The sequence below is a fragment of the Aequorivita vladivostokensis genome (assembly GCF_000952855.1).
Lineage (GTDB): Bacteria > Bacteroidota > Bacteroidia > Flavobacteriales > Flavobacteriaceae > Aequorivita > Aequorivita vladivostokensis.
The window spans coordinates 1-17,624 of sequence record NZ_JSVU01000006.1 but is presented as its reverse complement, the minus strand read 5'-3'; the positions used below and the strand labels follow the sequence as shown (position 1 = coordinate 17,624).

The 17,624-nt window shown below is 41.1% G+C and carries 19 protein-coding genes; 2 read left to right on the top strand and 17 right to left on the bottom strand.

What is annotated here, in order from left to right:
* Nucleotide 1 precedes the first annotated feature (1 nt).
* The gene (gene hisF, locus MB09_RS10355; RefSeq protein WP_045080855.1) at nt 2-757 is read right to left on the bottom strand and encodes an imidazole glycerol phosphate synthase subunit HisF; all 756 of its coding nucleotides are present in this window, start codon (nt 755-757) and stop codon (nt 2-4) included.
* 3 nt (nt 758-760) lie between these two features.
* Between hisF and MB09_RS16050 the strand changes: the two genes are divergently transcribed.
* A complete protein-coding gene (locus tag MB09_RS16050) occupies nt 761-940 on the top strand; it encodes a hypothetical protein (RefSeq protein WP_131459890.1) in 180 nt (59 codons plus the stop codon).
* Here MB09_RS16050 and MB09_RS10350 read toward each other — a convergent pair.
* The 7 genes from MB09_RS10350 to hisG form a co-directional block, all read right to left on the bottom strand.
* Nucleotides 935-1,282, bottom strand: a complete 348-nt coding sequence (locus tag MB09_RS10350) for a four helix bundle protein (RefSeq protein ID WP_045080854.1) — start codon at nt 1,280-1,282, stop codon at nt 935-937. The genes MB09_RS16050 and MB09_RS10350 overlap by 6 nt on opposite strands.
* A 177-nt stretch (nt 1,283-1,459) precedes the next feature.
* A complete protein-coding gene (gene hisA / locus MB09_RS10345) occupies nt 1,460-2,236 on the bottom strand; it encodes a 1-(5-phosphoribosyl)-5-[(5-phosphoribosylamino)methylideneamino]imidazole-4-carboxamide isomerase (RefSeq protein ID WP_045080853.1) in 777 nt (258 codons plus the stop codon).
* A gap of 37 nt (nt 2,237-2,273) precedes the next feature.
* Nucleotides 2,274-2,867: an imidazole glycerol phosphate synthase subunit HisH gene (hisH, locus tag MB09_RS10340; protein WP_045080852.1), complete on the bottom strand. Its 594-nt coding sequence runs from the start codon at nt 2,865-2,867 to the stop codon at nt 2,274-2,276.
* The gene (gene hisB / locus MB09_RS10335; protein ID WP_045080851.1) at nt 2,867-4,003 is read right to left on the bottom strand and encodes a bifunctional histidinol-phosphatase/imidazoleglycerol-phosphate dehydratase HisB; all 1,137 of its coding nucleotides are present in this window, start codon (nt 4,001-4,003) and stop codon (nt 2,867-2,869) included. Before hisB ends, hisH begins: the two co-directional genes overlap by 1 nt.
* Entirely contained in the window at nt 4,003-5,052 is a 1,050-nt protein-coding gene (hisC, locus tag MB09_RS10330; RefSeq protein ID WP_045080850.1) for a histidinol-phosphate transaminase, read from the bottom strand. Before hisC ends, hisB begins: the two co-directional genes overlap by 1 nt.
* A complete protein-coding gene (gene hisD / locus MB09_RS10325) occupies nt 5,045-6,343 on the bottom strand; it encodes a histidinol dehydrogenase (RefSeq protein WP_045080849.1) in 1,299 nt (432 codons plus the stop codon). Before hisD ends, hisC begins: the two co-directional genes overlap by 8 nt.
* A 131-nt stretch (nt 6,344-6,474) precedes the next feature.
* Entirely contained in the window at nt 6,475-7,332 is an 858-nt protein-coding gene (gene hisG, locus MB09_RS10320; RefSeq protein WP_045080848.1) for an ATP phosphoribosyltransferase, read from the bottom strand.
* Nucleotides 7,333-7,614: 282 nt separating this feature from the next.
* Here hisG and MB09_RS10315 point away from each other — a divergent pair, with 282 nt between their 5' ends.
* Entirely contained in the window at nt 7,615-9,342 is a 1,728-nt protein-coding gene (locus MB09_RS10315; protein ID WP_045080847.1) for a sodium:solute symporter family protein, read from the top strand.
* 17 nt (nt 9,343-9,359) lie between these two features.
* Here the strand turns inward: MB09_RS10315 and MB09_RS10310 are convergent, their stop codons facing one another.
* The 9 genes from MB09_RS10310 to MB09_RS10270 all read right to left on the bottom strand — a co-directional run.
* Nucleotides 9,360-10,121 carry a DUF6090 family protein gene (locus MB09_RS10310; protein WP_045080846.1) on the bottom strand — a complete coding sequence of 254 codons (762 nt, stop codon included), beginning with the start codon at nt 10,119-10,121 and terminating at the stop codon, nt 9,360-9,362.
* Nucleotides 10,122-10,811, bottom strand: coding sequence for a DUF4386 domain-containing protein (locus tag MB09_RS10305; protein ID WP_205618095.1), 690 nt, complete (start codon nt 10,809-10,811; stop codon nt 10,122-10,124).
* A gap of 237 nt (nt 10,812-11,048) precedes the next feature.
* Nucleotides 11,049-11,864 (bottom strand): prohibitin family protein, encoded by an 816-nt coding sequence (locus MB09_RS10300; protein ID WP_045080845.1) that lies wholly within the window; start codon nt 11,862-11,864, stop codon nt 11,049-11,051.
* 25 nt (nt 11,865-11,889) lie between these two features.
* Entirely contained in the window at nt 11,890-13,923 is a 2,034-nt protein-coding gene (locus tag MB09_RS10295) for a vWA domain-containing protein (RefSeq protein WP_045080844.1), read from the bottom strand.
* A gap of 100 nt (nt 13,924-14,023) precedes the next feature.
* Complete coding sequence (fabG, locus tag MB09_RS10290; protein WP_045080843.1) at nt 14,024-14,770, bottom strand: 3-oxoacyl-[acyl-carrier-protein] reductase; 747 nt, start codon at nt 14,768-14,770, stop codon at nt 14,024-14,026.
* 176 nt (nt 14,771-14,946) lie between these two features.
* Entirely contained in the window at nt 14,947-15,819 is an 873-nt protein-coding gene (gene sucD / locus MB09_RS10285) for a succinate--CoA ligase subunit alpha (RefSeq protein WP_045080842.1), read from the bottom strand.
* A 110-nt stretch (nt 15,820-15,929) separates the two neighbouring features.
* A complete protein-coding gene (locus MB09_RS10280) occupies nt 15,930-16,343 on the bottom strand; it encodes a nuclear transport factor 2 family protein (RefSeq protein ID WP_045080841.1) in 414 nt (137 codons plus the stop codon).
* Entirely contained in the window at nt 16,340-17,278 is a 939-nt protein-coding gene (locus tag MB09_RS10275) for a UDP-3-O-(3-hydroxymyristoyl)glucosamine N-acyltransferase (protein WP_045080840.1), read from the bottom strand. Before MB09_RS10275 ends, MB09_RS10280 begins: the two co-directional genes overlap by 4 nt.
* Before the next feature lie 95 nt (nt 17,279-17,373).
* A partial coding sequence (locus MB09_RS10270) for an integrase core domain-containing protein (protein ID WP_165586713.1) occupies nt 17,374-17,624 on the bottom strand: 251 nt, incomplete at its 5' end.

Genomic DNA, 17,624 nt, shown 5'->3' with positions numbered 1-17,624 from the left:
GTTAAAGTCTAACAGGTATGCCCTGAATTTTCAATTCTTTTTTTAAATCTTCCACAGCTATTTCCTTAAAGTGAAATACACTGGCAGCCAAGGCCGCATCGGCTTTCCCTTCAATAAAGGCATCCGAAAAATGTTGGATTGTTCCCGCACCTCCCGAAGCTATTATCGGAATATTGAGTTCGGTTGAAAGTTTGGCCAAAGCTTTGTTCGCAAAACCGTTTTTGGTGCCGTCGTGGTCCATGGAGGTAAAGAGAATCTCACCCGCCCCGCGCTGTTCCACTTCTTTTGCCCACGCAAACAAATCGAGCTCGGTAGGCACCTTCCCTCCTACCAAATGCACTTTCCAATGGCCGTCAATCTGTTTGGCATCAATGGCCACTACAATACATTGCGAACCAAATTTTGAAGCCAAATCATTGATCAATTGCGGATTTTTTACTGCTGAAGAATTTATTGAAACCTTGTCAGCCCCGTTATTCAATAGTGTTTCCACATCTTCCACAGAAGAAATCCCGCCTCCAACGGTAAAGGGAATGTTGATGGTTTCCGCTACTTTTAAAACCAATTCTGCCAAGGTTTTCCTTCGCTCCTCGGTTGCTGAAATATCCAGAAAAACCAGTTCGTCCGCTCCGTTTTCGGAATAGAATTTTGCCAGTTCCACAGGGTCGCCGGCATCGCGCAGATTTAGGAAGTTGATGCCTTTTACGGTTCTTCCGTTTTTAATATCGAGACAGGGTATGATTCGTTTAGTTAACATAATTTGAAGTACGAGGTAAGAGCGACGAACGACGAATTGAAATGCGAAGTAGGAGCCATTAAGGGAGAAATAAATGGTGAGGTACAAACGACGAAATTGAATTACGAGATACGAGCGCCGAGCGCCGAATTGAAGTTTGAGGTACGAGCGATGAACGACCAGATTTGGAAATATTTATCATAATCTTTTTCTTGCTGTTTTTATTGATGCAACAGTAATCGCAACCAATTCGTCGCTTTCCTTTATTAAATTTTGGATGGTTATAGTGTTATTTGAATTAATCTCCAATAATATCTCCAGCCAAAACATACTTTCGTCTGCTTCTTCTTCTACAATTTTTAACTTGTTTATAAAATCACGATCAGATTTTGCTCTGTTTGCAGCGCGATAATTTGCGCCAACAGAACTTGATGACCGAATAAGTTGACGTACAATTGAGTCAAATTCCCTTGACCTTGGAATTTTAGTACACAAGGCCAAACAATCCAAAGTGAACTTTTTGGTTCTAGCTTTTAAATCCTGCATATCCTTTTATTTTAATGTTAGACAAATTCAATTTAATAATTATTTCAATTATTTAATCATTCGAAACCTTTCATTTTTTACATAACTCAATACTCGTTCGTAGTTCGTCGCTCATCGCTCGTCGTTCGTCGTTCGTCGTTCGTCGTTCGTCGCTCGTCGCTCGTCGCTCGTCGCTCGTCAATCGTCGCTCAAAATATAGTTTTCGAGTTGTTTTAAACTTATTCGGTTTTCGTAAATCGCTTTGCCAACTATTACTCCTTCGCAGCCTATTTCAGCGAGTTTTGGAAGTTCATCAAATGATGAAATTCCACCCGAGGCAATTAGTTTCATTTCGTTTACATTAGGTTTCGTTCCGATAGCTATCGGGAGCGATTTAACAGACTGACATTCGTCGAGTATTTTTTTATATAAATCAAAGGATGGACCCTGCAACATCCCATCTTTACTGATGTCTGTGCAAATTACGTAGCCAATACCTTCTTCAATATATTTCTGTATAAAAGGAATCAATTCCAAAGCGGAATCCACCGTCCATCCGCTGATTGCTACTTTTTCATCCTTTGCATCGGCACCCAGAATTATTTTTTCGCTTCCGAATTTGTCCAACCAAGATTTGAAAATTTCAGGGTTTTTCACCGCAATACTGCCGCCAGTGATTTGGTTTGCGCCACATTCAAAGGCAATCCGCAAATCTTCATCGGTTTTTAGCCCGCCACCGAAATCAATTTTTAAAGAAGTATTTATAGCGATTTCTTCTAAAACCTTATGGTTCACAATGTGTTTACTTTTCGCACCGTCCAAATCTACCAAGTGTAAATATTTTATTCCGTGTGCCTCAAACTTTTTGGCCACTTCTAACGGATCTTCGTTATAGATTTTTTGGGTGCTGTAATCGCCCTTTGAAAGACGGACGAATTTGCCGTCTATGATGTCTATTGCTGGTATTATTCTCATTATTAGATGTTAGATATTAGATGTTAGACGTGAGATGTTAGACGTGAGATGTTAGATTTATAAAGTTTTTAAGTATTTGCGCGCCTGCGGTGCTGCTTTTTTCGGGGTGGAATTGTACGCCGTAAAAATTATCCTTTTGTAAGGCCGACGCATATTGAATTCCGTATTCTGAAATTGCAATGGCTTCTTTACACAAAGGCGCATAAAAGCTATGCACCAAATACATAAACTCGTTTTCTGAAATACCCTCAAACAAGCCGGATTTTAAATTTGAAATCTGGTTCCAACCTATTTGTGGCACTTTTACTCGGTTTGAAAATTTCACAACATCCACATCAAAAATGCCTAAGCCTTTAGTATTTCCTTCTTCCGAGGAATTGCAGAGCAACTGCATCCCCAAACAAATCCCTAAAACAGGCTGTTTTAAAGTGGGAATTACTTTGTCCAGCTCACTTGCTCTTAACTTTTGCATCGCGCTACTCGCCTCGCCCACGCCGGGGAAAATTACTTTATCTGCAGTTCGAATTTCAGCTTCCTCATCACTCAAAATTGCTTCAAAACCCAGTCTTTTGATGGCAAATTTGATGCTTTGGATATTCCCAGCTCCATAATTAATTATTACAATTTTCATTAAAGTAGACCTTTAGTTGATGGTAAAATCATTTTTTCCGCATCGCGCTTTACCGCCATTTTTATTGCCTTTGCGAATGCCTTAAAAATTGCTTCAATTTTGTGGTGTTCGTTGGTCCCTTCGGCTTTAATATTGAGGTTTGCCTTGGCGCCATCGGTAAAACTTTTAAAGAAATGCTGAAACATTTCCGTGGGCATTTTTCCTATCATTTCACGCTTAAATTCCGCATCCCAAACTAGCCAATTTCTGCCGCCGAAGTCAATGGCAACCTGCGCCAAACAGTCGTCCATCGGCAAACAGAAGCCGTAGCGCTCCATCCCCAATTTATCGCCGAGGACTTGGTTGAAAACTTCGCCCAGGGCAATGGCGGTATCCTCAATGGTGTGATGTTCGTCCACTTCCAAATCGCCTTTTACGGTGATTGCCAAATCCATTTGCCCGTGGCGCGCCAATTGGTCCAACATATGGTCAAAAAAGGCAATTCCCGTGTTTATGGCGCTTTTTCCCGTGCCGTCCAAATTCAGTTTTATGGAAATATCGGTTTCGTTTGTTTTGCGATGGATTTCGGAAACGCGTTGCTTCAGTTTTAAAAACTCATAAATTTTCTGCCAATCGTTGGTTTTCAAAGCGATATATTTTTGAAGTTCTTCAGCTTTTAATGAAATTTCGGAAGTGCCCAAATTGGTATCGTCATTTATAAAAATTCCTTTGGAACCCAGGTTTTTGGCCAATTCCATATCGGTCAACCTATCGCCGATTACAAAGGAATTTTCAAGATCGTATTCTTCGGAAAAATATTTTTTCAGCAGGCCAATCCCAGGCTTGCGTGTATCCGCCTTTTCGTGCGGAAAGGTCCTGTCTATCAACACTTCGCTGAAATGCACCCCTTCATTTTCAAAGGATTTCATTACGAAATTATGTACAGGCCAAAAGGTTTTCTCGGGAAATGAATCCTTTCCCAAACCGTCTTGATTGGTTATCATCACCAATTCGAAATCGAGTTCCTTTGCGATTTTTCCCAGATAAGTAAACACTTTCGGATAAAAAATCATTTTATCAAAAGCATCTATCTGCTCGTCCACGGTTTCTTTTATGATGGTGCCATCGCGGTCTATAAACAGTACGCGTTTTTTCATTATTTCAGTGTTTTTAAGATGTTGATTAATTTTATGTTTTCTGAATTTGTACCAATGGTTATGCGAAGCGTGTTTTCGCAAAGCAGTTGCGAACTCCTATTGCGAACCACAATGCCCTTTTCCAATATTTGTGCGTAGCGTTTTTCGGCATTGTCAACCTTTAAAAGGATAAAATTGGCATCGGTAGGATATATTTTTTGGATAAAATTGACTTCAACCAAAGCTTTGAGGAAAACCTCCTTTTCCGCTTTAAGCGAGGATACATCATTATTTAATTTTTGAACCTTTTGGAGTTGGTCAATTGCGCTTTGTTGGCTCAGTTTGTTGACGTTGTACGGTGGTTTGATTTTGTTTAAAACCGAAATTATTTCCGCGGAAGCAAAGCATAATCCCAAACGGATTCCCGCCAAGCCGTATGCTTTCGACAAGGTCTGCGTGACAATCAAATTTGGAAACTCGTTCAATTTTGAAATCCAACTTTCCTGCGGCGCAAAATCGATATAAGCTTCGTCGATAACTACCAAACCTTTGAAATTGTTGAGAAGATGGGTTATTTTTTCGAAAGAAATCAAATTTCCCGTGGGATTGTTGGGCGAGCAGATGAACAAGAGTTTTGTATGAGTATCCATCGTTCTTGAAATTTCGTCCAAATCCGGCTGAAATTCATCGTCCAGAAGCACTTCCCTGTTTTCAATATCGTTCAAATTTGCCAAAACCCCGTACATTCCATAGGTTGGCGGCAAGGTGATTATATTGTCCTTGGCAGGTTCGCAAAACGCCCGGAAAATCAAGTCGAGGACTTCATCGCTGCCATTTCCCAATAAAATTTGATTGGCAGGTATGTTTATTTGCTTTGAAAGAATTTCTTTCAGCCTTCGCTGTTGCGGGTCGGGATAACGGTTTACGTCCGTTTCAAAAGGATTTTCATTGGCGTCGAGAAAAATCATCTCGCTGTTAAAATCCTTAAATTCATCACGGGCCGAGCTGTATGGTTGCATTTTCGCCACATTTGGGCGAATAATGCTCTTTATATTAAAATCTTTATTCATCGGTTTTATTATTTAAACTCTCCAACCGCAAAGTCACAGCGTTTTTGTGTGCCTGTAATCCTTCTGCCTCCGCCATTGTTTCAATGGATTTTCCAATATTTTGGATTCCCTTTGCTGAAATTTTCTGAAAGGTCATGCTCTTCAAAAAACTGTCAAGATTTACCCCGCTGTACTGCTTTGCAAAACCATTGGTTGGTAAAGTGTGATTTGTCCCGGAAGCGTAATCGCCCGCGCTTTCGGGCGTATAATTCCCAATAAAGACCGAGCCTGCGTTTTGAATGTTTTCAACGAAAAAATCTTCTTCCTTTGAAACCACAATAAAGTGTTCCGGGCCGTATTCATTGATAAGATTGATGGCTTGGGTATTGTTTTCCACCAAAATAAGTTTTGAATTTTCGATTACTTTTTCAGCAATTGATTTTCGGGAAAGCGACGCCATCTGCTTTACCACTTCTTTTTCTACGGAAATCAGCAACTTTTCCGAAGTAGTAACTAAAATAACCTGGCTATCAGCGCCGTGTTCGGCCTGCGATAAAAGATCGGAAGCGACAAATGCGGGATTCGCGGTTTCATCTGCAAACACCAACAATTCCGAAGGACCCGCGGGCATATCTATTGCCACGCCGTGTTTGGTTGCAATTTGTTTGGCAACGGTCACAAACTGATTGCCCGGCCCGAATAATTTATAAACTGAAGGTACACTTGCGGTGCCGAAAGTCATAGCGCCAATAGCTTGAATACCGCCGATTTTAAAAATTTTGGTAACTCCGCAAAGTTTTGCGGTATAAAGAATGGCAGGGTTAATTTTGCCGTTTTTGTCGGGAGGCGTACACAACACAATCTCCTTACAGCCGGCGATATTCGCTGGGATAGCCAGCATTAAAACCGTTGAAAACAGCGGCGCCGAACCGCCCGGAATGTAAAGTCCCACTTTTTGGATGGCTCTTTTTTCCTGCCAACAGCTTACGCCTTCGGTAGTTTCGACGGTTATTCGTTCTGTTTTTTGGGCATGGTGGAATTTTTCGATGTTTGCTTTTGCGAGATTGATGGCTTCTTTCAATTCTTCAGAAACATTTTTTTCCGCAGCGGATATTTCTTTCTCTGAAACCGACAGGTTCTTCAATGATATGCCATCAAAAAGTTGGGTGTATTTTTTGACGGCGCTATCTCCCTTCAATTTTATTTCAGAAAAAATGTCGTTTACCGTCGCTTCAATATCCGCGATAGCTTGGGTTGGCCGTTTCAAAATTTCGGGCCACGTTTCGAATTTGGGGTTGTATATTTTTTTCATTGCTTAAGATTCAAAATTCAAGGTTCAAAATTCAAGATTTAACACTTCGAATTCGCTTAGGGTTACATATTTAATGTTTAATTTTCTTTCTTCAAGATTCAGCTCGTAGCGCGCAATTCGTCGCTCATCGCTCAAAGTATCATTTTTTCAATAGGGCATACCAATATTCCTTCGGCGCCGGCGGCTTTCAGTTCCTCGATTACTTCCCAAAAGACATCGCGGTTTACTACGGAATGGATGCTGCTCCAGCCCTCCTCTGCCAAGGGAAGCAGTGTTGGGCTCTTCATTCCGGGTAGGATTTTTATAATTTCCTCTATTTTTTCGTTGGGTGCATTTAACAGCACATAACGCGAATCGCGGCCTTGCAAAACGGATTGGAATCTAAAACGAATTTTGTCGAGAATTTTGTTGACATCTTGGGAAATTGTGGGTGAAACCGCAAGCACGGCTTCGCTTTTTAAAATGACTTCCACTTCCTTTAAATTATTTTTGAAAAGGGTGCTGCCGCTGCTCACAATGTCGCAAATGGCATCTGCCAGACCAATGTTGGGCGCAATCTCTACGCTGCCGTTGATAATATGAAGTTCGGCTTCAATTCCCTTTTCTTTCAGATAATTTCGAGTGGTTACAGGGTAGCTTGTTGCAATTCGCTTTCCTTTGAAATCTTCAATGGAATTATATCTAAAAGTTTTGGGAACCGCGAGGGAAACGCGGCACTTTGAAAACCCCAATCGACTGGCTATTGAAATCTCTTCGCCTTTTTCAACCAAAAGATTTTCGCCAATAATGGCACAGTCCACCACGCCATCCTTTAAATACTGTGGAATATCGCTGTTGCGCAAGTAATAGATTTCCAAAGGGAAATTAGTGGCCGAGGCCTTTAACTGGTCGCGGCCATTGTCTATATAAATGCCGCAATCCTTGAGCAATGCCAGCGATTCGTCGTGAAGTCGCCCAGATTTTTGTACCGCTATTTTTAGTTTTTCCATAAAATTTTAGTTGCGTTTAGGGAATAAAAAAACCCGTTTGAATGCTCAAACGGGTTTTCGAATATTGTCGAATTTACACAATAGCCATATCACCTCGCGAGCGCGTGGAAAAGGATATGGTGATGATGTAAAAATGAATTGTTCATAAATGTGAGGACAAATCTAAACAAAAAGATTGTTTATTAAACTGTGAATATAAAATTTAACGCTTTATTAATTTTAGGTGCAATTTCTTTACTTTCACGCAAGCAATTATAAACTGCTGAAAAACCGAGACCTTTTATGCATTTAGAAACACTTGATTGGGTAATTATAGTTTCATTTTTTATCGTTTTCATCGCAATCGGCCTGCTGGTTGCCAAAAAATCGGGGAAAGACTCCAAATCATTTTTTCTTTCCGATAGAAATATGCCATGGTGGCTGCTGGGCGTAAGTATGGTAGCTACTACGTTTGCGGCAGATACGCCCAATTTTGTGGCGGGCGTTATTCGCGAAGATGGCGTATTTGGAAACTGGATTTGGTGGAGCTTTCTTTTAACTGGAATGCTGACCGTTTTTTTCTACGCCAAATTATGGCGAAGAAGCGGTATTACTACAGATTTGGAGTTTTATGAATTGCGCTACAGCGGAAAAAGTGCTGCTTTCTTAAGAGGATTTCGAGCAATTTATCTCGGCGTTTTTTTTAACATCGTGATTATGGCGAATGTTTGCCTAGCGGCCATTAAGATTGGTCATGTAATGTTTGGATTGTCTTCTATTGAAGTATTATTGATTGCGTCTCCGGTAGTCGTTATTTATTCGGCATTTGGTGGCTTGAAAGGCGTATTGCTGACGGATTTTGTGCAATTTATCATTGCGATGGTGGGAAGTATTTGGGCGACCATTTTCATTGTTAACATGCCAGAAATTGGGGGGATTGAGAACCTGCTCTCCACTCCTGCCGTTGCTGCAAAAACAGCAATGCTTCCTGATTTCTCAAAACCCGAATTGTTGATTCCATTGTTAATCATTCCGCTGGCAGTGCAATGGTGGAGCGTGTGGTATCCCGGCGCCGAACCTGGTGGCGGTGGCTATATTGCCCAACGTATGCTCGCCGCCAAAAACGAAAAGCACGCCACTTGGGCTACATTATTTTTTAATTTTGCGCATTATGCCATCCGCCCGTGGCCATGGATTATTATAGGGCTGGCATCGATAATCATTTACCCGAATATCGAGAGTCTGCAAACCGCTTTCCCCAATTTGAATCCCGCTTTTGTGAAAAACGACCTCTCCTACCCTGCCATGCTTACCTTTTTGCCGGCTGGGCTTTTGGGAATTGTAATCACATCGCTAATTGCAGCGTTTATGAGCACCATTTCCACACACTTAAATTGGGGAAGTTCCTATGTAGTCAATGACTTCTACGTACGCTTTCTTCGGAAGGCGGCATCTGGAAAGGAGCAAGTTGCCGTGGGTAGGATTTCCACCGTATTAATGATGGTTTTTGCAGGGCTATTGGCGCTCGTTTTGGAAGAAGCGCGCGACGGCTTCAACTTATTGCTGTCAATTGGTGCGGGCACTGGATTGCTCTTCATTCTGCGCTGGTTTTGGAGCAGAATAAATCCGTATAGCGAAATAGCGGCAATGCTTATTTCTTTTGTAATTGCAGCTTTCTTTTTTGTGAATGGAAAAATGGACGCTCCTATGATTGAAATGGCGGGCCATTGGCAATTGGTCTTAAGTGTTGCAATAACTACAATTGGATGGGTGCTTGTAACCTTAATGACACAGCCTTCAAATGCCGAGACATTGAATAGTTTCAACAGTCTCATTTTTGGAAAAGAATCCAAGTTCAAAGGTTTTGGTATGAAGATTCTTGGTTTCTTCGCGGGTGTGGTGGGCGTTTATTGCTCGTTATTTGCCATTGGTAATTTTATTTACAGTAATACCGTTTTGGCTCTTGGTTTAACCGCTGTGGCTGTGATTTGTGGGTTGGTGATTATTAGGTCGTTTCAAAAGACAGATTAAAAGTTTTTAGGAACATTTTATTTTGTACCGTCAATCAGTTTCAGGATTTTATCCAAATCTTGCATTAGGGGACGATAATGAACCTCTTCAGTTGCGTAACTGGTGATGATAAACATGAGCACATTATTTTCAAATTCCTTTGAATCCAATAAATTTAGGTTACTTTCTGGGACGTCGGTGCTGGGCAAGCCAATGGATTCAGACACTCCGGCCTTTTCAAAGATGGTGCGCAGGCTGTAATCATTTGTGCGGAACATATCCAGGACTTTTATGCGCTGAATGCCAAGTTCTTCCTCCTGTCTTCGAATATCTTCAATAGTTGAGATCCAATTGGTCAACTGTATTCTCAATTCGGGGTTGGAAAGATTTTTTAAATTTCCGGAATTGATAATTTCCTGCAAAAGTGAGTTGTTGGGGTTAAAAGCGATATCGGTTGAAAAAGTGGAATACAAAACTTTTGAAAATTCTTCTTCCGAAGGCGCTGCAGAAGGATCGCCGGTATATGCCAGTATTTGCTTGGCACCGTTGTAATTGTCTTGGTTAACCGCAATCAATTCCTTTAATTTCAATTTACTGGTCTGAAATTCTTCCTTTAAGCCCATTAAATAAGTTACTTCGTTTTTTTCAGTCAATCGTTTTTGGTTGGCGTTGTTGATGGCAAGGGCAATCAAGATGCCGATTACAACCAAGATAATTTCTCCAAAGGCGTAAAAAAGATATTTTGTAAATTTCTTTTCGGCGAGTAAGTTCTGTCTTATTCTTCTAAAAAATCTAAGCATTTATTTTAATTCTTTTAGCGCACTTTTACCTCCTTTTACCAAAAGCCACACTGCCAGCGACATCTCGCCTATTACACTTGGAATAGCCACGAGAGTCAAAAAGATGGAACTGTATTCATCATAATTGACCAATAAAAAATGTGCTGCAGTGTCGAGCAGGTACATCATTCCTGCAAGAATGAGAAAAAACACGATGAAAAATGGTTTTTGAAGAATTCTCCCAAGCAGTATTAAATGAATCCCGAAGAAAAATAATCCAATTAACCACATAATATTGAAGATTTCCACTTGTTTAAGAATTTCCGCAGCAGTGGTCAGCGACACTGTTAACATCAAAGCAAAAACCGCAATCCCCATAATGGCCGCGTGCATAATCCTGAAATAGGTACTTAGATTTGTCAAGGGGTGTTTTTTGAACAAAAGATAGAGTGCCCAAGCTACGACAACATCAAAAACCGCCGCCGCGAGAAAGGCCACGGCCCCAAAGCGCACCATTAAATTGTTTTGCTGAACTGTTTCGAGCGGGGCGGCAAGCAAGGATTCCAAAACAAAAAAGTTGGCGAATATTGCGGCAAAGAAAATTACCAAATAACTAAGTCCGGCGATAATGGATAGTTGTCTCGGGTTCATATTAAAATTACAGTTTAAATATAACGCATAGGAAGGTCGTTTGCCTTCTTTCAGATTCATTTTTATACGTTTCAAATTTAATAAAAGTAAACAATATGCTCACAATCAATGGTCTATCAAATTTTTCTGAGGAACACTGAAAGGTTATTTATACTATAAACTTGGATTTATAGGAATAATATTTGTTCTATAAAAGGAATTATAGACTCATAAAAAAACCTTCCGCGCGGGAAAGTTTATTAAATAAATTGTAGTTCTTATAAGTAGATTAAAAGAGGTCTCGACCTATCAGCAGGTTTAGTTATTCCCCAAAATCAAAGGCAATCCGCTATCACCAGAACCAACCACCACTACTTTGGCATTTGGTGATTTTGCAAGTTCTAATGTGGCGTCAATTCCTTTATCCTGAAGGATTTTATCTGTTAATGAAGCACTTAAAATAGCATTCGCATCTGCTTTTCCTTGGGCTTCAATTCTAACTTTTTGAGCTTCTTTATCTGCTGTTACGAGTCTAAATTCATATTCCAAAGATTCTTGTTCCTGCTTCAGTTTTCTTTCGATCGCATCTTTAATTGTTGGCGGTAGGGTTACATCGCGCACCAAAATTTCATTTAATTGTACGTATTGTTTGTCAAGAATTTTTTTGGTTTCCTCAAAAATTTCTTCTTGAATTGCATCTCGCTTGGTAGAATACAATTGTTCGGGCGTATAACGACCTACAACACTTCTTGCCGCACTTCTGATGGCTGGCTGAATAACACGTTGCAAATAATCTTCTCCTTTTTCTTGGTGTAACTTGGCAACATCACTGTAAATGGGTTGATACCAAGCAGAAGCATCCAATTTAATTTCAAGTCCGTTGCTGGATAGTACCTGCATTTTTTCACTAAGTTCTTGTTGGCGTACTTCATAAACGAAAACCTTATTCCAAGGCGCAATAATATGAAAACCTTCGCCAAGCGGCGGTTCATCGGTAACCACACCGTTTCCAAAAGTTTGATATAGCACACCTGCGTGACCGGAGTCAATAGTAACCGAAGATTTTGATACTAAAATTATCAGCAAAATAATTCCTACGATGACGGGTATTGTGAGTTTGGGTAATTTTTCCATTGTATATTTTTATATGGGTTAATTTTTAGATGAGTCCGTTATATTTTCTTATAAACCATTCTGCTGCGAGGGCGAGAACGATAAGGGCGAGAAGATATTTCCAATCCACCAAAGGTACCACTTTTTGCTCGCTTTTCTCGATGTTTTGGAAGTTAGTATTATCAACCAAGGCATTGATAAGCAAATCGCCCTGTGTGGCAAAAAAGGCTTTTCCGTTAGTGTTTTGGGCCACGCGCCGAAGTTTTGGAACATCGGCATTGAGGAATTGCTGCTCCACATTAAAATCCAAAATAGTGAAATTGCCACTGCTTGAAATCGCTTCGTTTGCCACCGAAACCGTGTAATTGTACTCTCCAGCCGGAAGACTGTTTAAATCTACCTCGTAATAATTGTTTCGCAGCAGCATCGGGAAAACGGTCTGTTTTTCCGTCTCGGTATTTTTTACTGAAATATTCAACGAGGCACGATTGTCAAAAACATAATTTTTGTCGAAGTACTGTGCCGAAATCTTTATGGGATTGTTGTTGTAATAAAAGGTTTCCGAAGAGACTTCCAACCTGCTTCGGCGTTTGTTTGAAGCCAAATATTGAACGAGGTTTCCTATGAAATCGTCAAAACTTTGAAAACTTTCGGTTTCCAAAAAACTGCGGGCGCGCCACCGCCAAAAGCCTTCGCCTTCCCAGATTGCGTCTCGTTTGCCGTTTATTTCCATCGTGGCGAGCATCGGGTTTCCGTTATCGATGCCGCTCACGGTCTGTGCCAGCATTGCCTCATTTGGAACGCTGATGGTCAATGCGCCAAACTCGGTGTGGAGCGGCGGGAAATCGTCAAAGCCAATATCCTCAACCGCAAAAGTGCCGTAGTTGCTGTTCAGTTTAGCTTGAACGTCCTCACTGGCGTTGGAAGTTTCTTTGTTGAAATTGTCCTGCGCGCCATTTAAAAAATACCAATCCGTTTGCAGGCCCGAAATGATCCAAGTGTTTTTATTCAACTTTTCAATTTCAGCAAAAACCGAAGCGAAACTGCGGTCCGGTTGATACAGGATTACCAGCTGAAAATCATTTAAAACGCTCATGGCCTCCGCAGGTTTTTTAAACGCAACCGTTCGCCGTTCGTTGGAGGTAATCGCTTTTTTTAGTGCGCCCAAATCGGGGTGGGTAATTTTGCTCACGACCAAAACGTTGGTGGCTTGGTCAATCACTTCCACGGCAAACTGTTTGCTGTTGTTGGTTTTGTTTTTTTCATCGGCAAGCGGCAGGATTTGCGCGCTGTATTTTTGGAGTCCGACGCTGGAGGCATTTAAGGTGAAGTTAAGGGTTTTTGAAGTTTCATTTTCCGAAAAGGAAACGTTGGTTCTATAAACCGTCGCCGCGCCTTGGGTAACTACAAATTCAGAATTTACCGGCTCTGTGCCGCTGTAATTCAGAATAACTTCAACGGGAAATTGGTTTTTTAGGAATGCGTACCGGTTTGTGTTTAGTTGTTCAATCTTTAGGTCGGTGTATTGTATGGAATCGCCCAAAATCACCGGATAAATCGGGTTTTTAAAGGTAGCCGAAGAAAATTCGTAATCGTTGCCGAGGGTTTGGTTTCCGTCGGTTATGACGATTGTGGGTGCGGTTTGGTTTTTGAAAAGTTCGTTGGCCGAAGTCAGTGCTTTGGAAATGTTGGTATTCTTTTCATCAAAGGAAAGGGAATCGCTTTCGCGGAAATCATTTCCGAAGGAATAATAGGAAACATCAAATTTATCGTTGAGTTCGTTATTCTCTTTCAGTTTTTGAAGGAATGCTGAAACGTTTTTCGTTTGCCCCAACTCCCCTATTGAAGCCGAATTGTCAATAAGCACGGGAAGTTTCGGCTTTTCAATGGTATAGGTTTCACTTTTGAATTTTGGGTTGATAATTAAAAGCAGAATTAAAAACAAGGTTATAAACCGAAGAATCCCAAACACCCATCGCAGCGAACCCGTTTGTTTTGACCTATAGCCATACATAAAAACCGCCAGAGCGATTGATACTACTCCGGCGAGGATTATGTAAAGTATAGTTTCTGTGGACACTGAAAAAGTTTAAATGTTTAGGGGTTTTAAAGTTTAAATGCTTAAATGTTGATGAGTTTAGAGTAGAACTGCACACTGCCACTGAACACTGAACACTTTTTTAAGTAAGCATCCCCCCGTCAACGTTCAGCACTTGGCCAGTAACGTAAGCAGAGAGATCGCTGGCAAGAAAAACGCAAGCATTTGCAATATCCTCGGGAGTGCCGCCACGCTTTAACGGAATGGCATCGCGCCAACCCTGTACGGTGGCTTCGTCCAGTTTTCCGGTCATTTCAGTTTCGATGAAACCGGGAGCGATGGCGTTACAGCGAATATCGCGGGAACCCAGTTCCAGGGCAACTGATTTCGTAAAACCAATAATTCCAGCTTTTGAGGCTGCGTAATTGGTCTGTCCGGCGTTTCCTTTCACACCAACCACGGAGCTCATATTGATGATGGAGCCTTTGCGTTGTTTCAACATAGCGCGCTGTACGGCTTTTGTCATATTGAATACCGATTTGAGGTTTACCTCGATTACCTTGTCAAAATCTTCCTCGGAAATACGCATCAACAGGTTGTCTTTGGTAATGCCGGCGTTGTTTACGAGAATATCGATGCTTCCGAAATCCTTCAAAACCTCTTCAGCCAATTTTTGCGACTCGTCATAGGAAGCAGCATCGCTTTTATAGGCCTTTGCCTTTACGCCGGTTTTTGAAATTTCATCTGCCAAGGCATTTGCCGCTTCGGCCGAAGAGCTGTATGTGAAAGCCACATTGGCGCCGTGTTGGGCGAATGTTTCAACGATTCCTTTTCCAATTCCGCGGCTACCGCCTGTGATGATTGCTGTTTTTCCTTCCAGTAATTTCATATTTTTAAAAGGTGTTTTGATGGTTGGTAAAAAACCTACAAGGTTTGGAAAACCTACAAGGTTTGGAAAACCTTGCAGGTTCTATCTTATGGTCAAATATAACAAAAGGTTGCGGGTTCTCCATAAAAAAAGCCCTGTGAATTTCACAGAGCTTTTTATCTATAAATTCAAAAGAATTAACCCAATACTTCTTTTACTTTCTTTCCAATTTCCGCAGGCGAATCTACCACGTGGATGCCACACTCGCGCATTACTTTTTTCTTTGCCTGTGCCGTATCGTCGCTTCCACCAACGATGGCTCCGGCGTGGCCCATGGTTCGTCCCGCTGGCGCAGTTTCACCGGCAATAAAGCCAATAACGGGCTTTTTTATACCGCTGTTTTTGTACCAGTTGGCGGCATCTATTTCAAGTTGGCCACCAATTTCCCCGATCATAACCACGGCTTCGCTTTCGGAATCGTTAATAAGCATTTCCAAAGCTTCCTTAGTGGTTGTACCGATGATGGGATCACCACCAATCCCGATAGCCGTTGTAATGCCAAGGCCCTGCTTCACTACTTGGTCTGCGGCTTCATAGGTAAGGGTTCCCGATTTTGAAACGATGCCCACGGTTCCTTTTTTGAAAACGAAACCAGGCATAATACCCACTTTCGCTTCTCCCGGAGTAATAACACCTGGGCAGTTAGGACCAATAAGGCGACAATCTCTGTCTTTTATATAGTTTGATGCAGTAATCATATCTTTTACTGGAATTCCTTCGGTAATAGTGATAATTACCTTAATACCTGCATCGGCAGCTTCCATAATGGCGTCTGCAGCAAATGCTGGCGGAACGAAAATAATAGACGTATCGGCACCTGTTTTTTCAACTGCTTCTGAAACGGTATTGAACACAGGTTTGTCAAGATGTTTTTGGCCACCTTTTCCTGGGGTTACCCCTCCTACTACATTGGTTCCGTATTCAATCATTTGTTCGGCGTGGAATGTACCTTCGCTACCGGTGAAACCTTGAACTATTATTTTTGAATTTTTATTTACTAAAACGCTCATTGCTAATTATTTTCTATTAATTATTTCTATTTATTATTGAAGTGAAATCTCATGTAGGTTTTTCTGAATTGCCGCAAAGATACGGCTTTTGGGATGGCTTTTAAAAGATATTACACCTTAACTCGGTGGTAGCTTTCATTGGTATCATCTTTATCGGTAACGGGTTGGCTAACTTGGTATCCTCGGTATAGCTTATCATCCTTCACCTCCCAAATTGCGATAAAGTGGGCAATCCCCAATTCTTCATCGGGATTTTCCATAGTGCGGATATAATATTTATAGCGAATGGTTACGTGGTTGTCATCCGCCAGCAAATGACTCACCTCAATTCTTAAATCATTATAAGATCGTCTTACTTCACTAAAGAAATTTACAATATCATCATAGTTCATGATAGATAATCCGTTGGCACTGTTCCAAATAAGCACCAATTCTGGGTGAAAGAATCGTTCCATTACGGTATCGTCCCTTAAAATATCTGATCTGTAAAAATCCCTTACTACGTCTTTTGCTTTTTTGCTCATGATAATTTATCCAATTTTTCAATGATATCCGGAATCAGCTTGATGGAAGCCAATTCTTTATATTTTTTTCTGAATTCATCTGCGGGAGAACCAAAATATGCCTTGTGGCCCGAAAGTGATTTACTAACACCGCTTTGTGCAGAGATTACTGCCTTTTCACCTATGGTTATACCACTGGTTATGCCCACCTGACCCCAGATGGTCACAAAATCCTCTATCAGCACACAACCAGCGATGCCCACTTGAGAAGCAATCAAGCAGCGTCTTCCAATAACGGTATCATGACCTACGTGAACCTGATTGTCAAGTTTAGAGCCTTCGCCAATGGTTGTTGATGCCGTTACCCCTTTATCGATAGTACAAAGGGCACCCAAATCTACGTTGTCTTCGATTACCACATTACCCCCACTTAAAAGTTTATCGAATTTTTCAGGGCGGTTTTTGTAATAGAAAGCATCGCTGCCCAAGACGGTGCCTGCGTGAATGGTTACGTTATTGCCAATTATTGTATTGTCGTAAATACAAACGTTGGAATGGATTAGGCAATTGCGGCCAATTTTCACATTATTTCCAACGAAAACATTGGGTTGAATTACCGTGTCTTTACCTATTTCAGCGGATTCTGAAATCGCACTATTTGCACTTTTGAACGGTTTAAAATAATGGGTAAGTTTATTAAAATCACGAAAAGGATCTTCGGAAATCAACAGGGCCTTCCCGGCGGGACAATCCACCTTTTTATTGATAAGAATTACGGTGGCCTGTGATTGTAATGCCTTGTCGTAATATTTCGGATGGTCCACAAATACGATATCTCCGGGCTGTACCACGTGAATCTCATTCATTCCAAAAACCGGAAACGTAGGTTCCCCCACATAATCGGAACCGATTATGACAGCTATATTTTCTAGGGTTTGGGGAGTTGGGAATTTCACGGTTACTGTTTATAGTTTGAAGTTTGTGGTTTGTGGTTTGTGGTTTGTGGTTTGTAGAGTACTAAATAAGGTTGACCTTTTTTGAAGTTGGTTATTTAATTTAAAGTTACTAATTCTTTTTTCATTTTTATTTCCTTTTCAAATTGTACGGGAGTTTTATGGTTGATTGAACTATGGGGTTTTTCATGGTTGTACATATATACTGCTTTATTTAAACTTCTTACTAATCCTTCAAAACCTATGGGGTTATATCCTTTCAGATAGTTGTTCTTTATAGTGCCATTGATCCGCTCCGCATGGGGATTCTCATAGACGTTCACACACATACTGTTCCTTAATCGCCCCT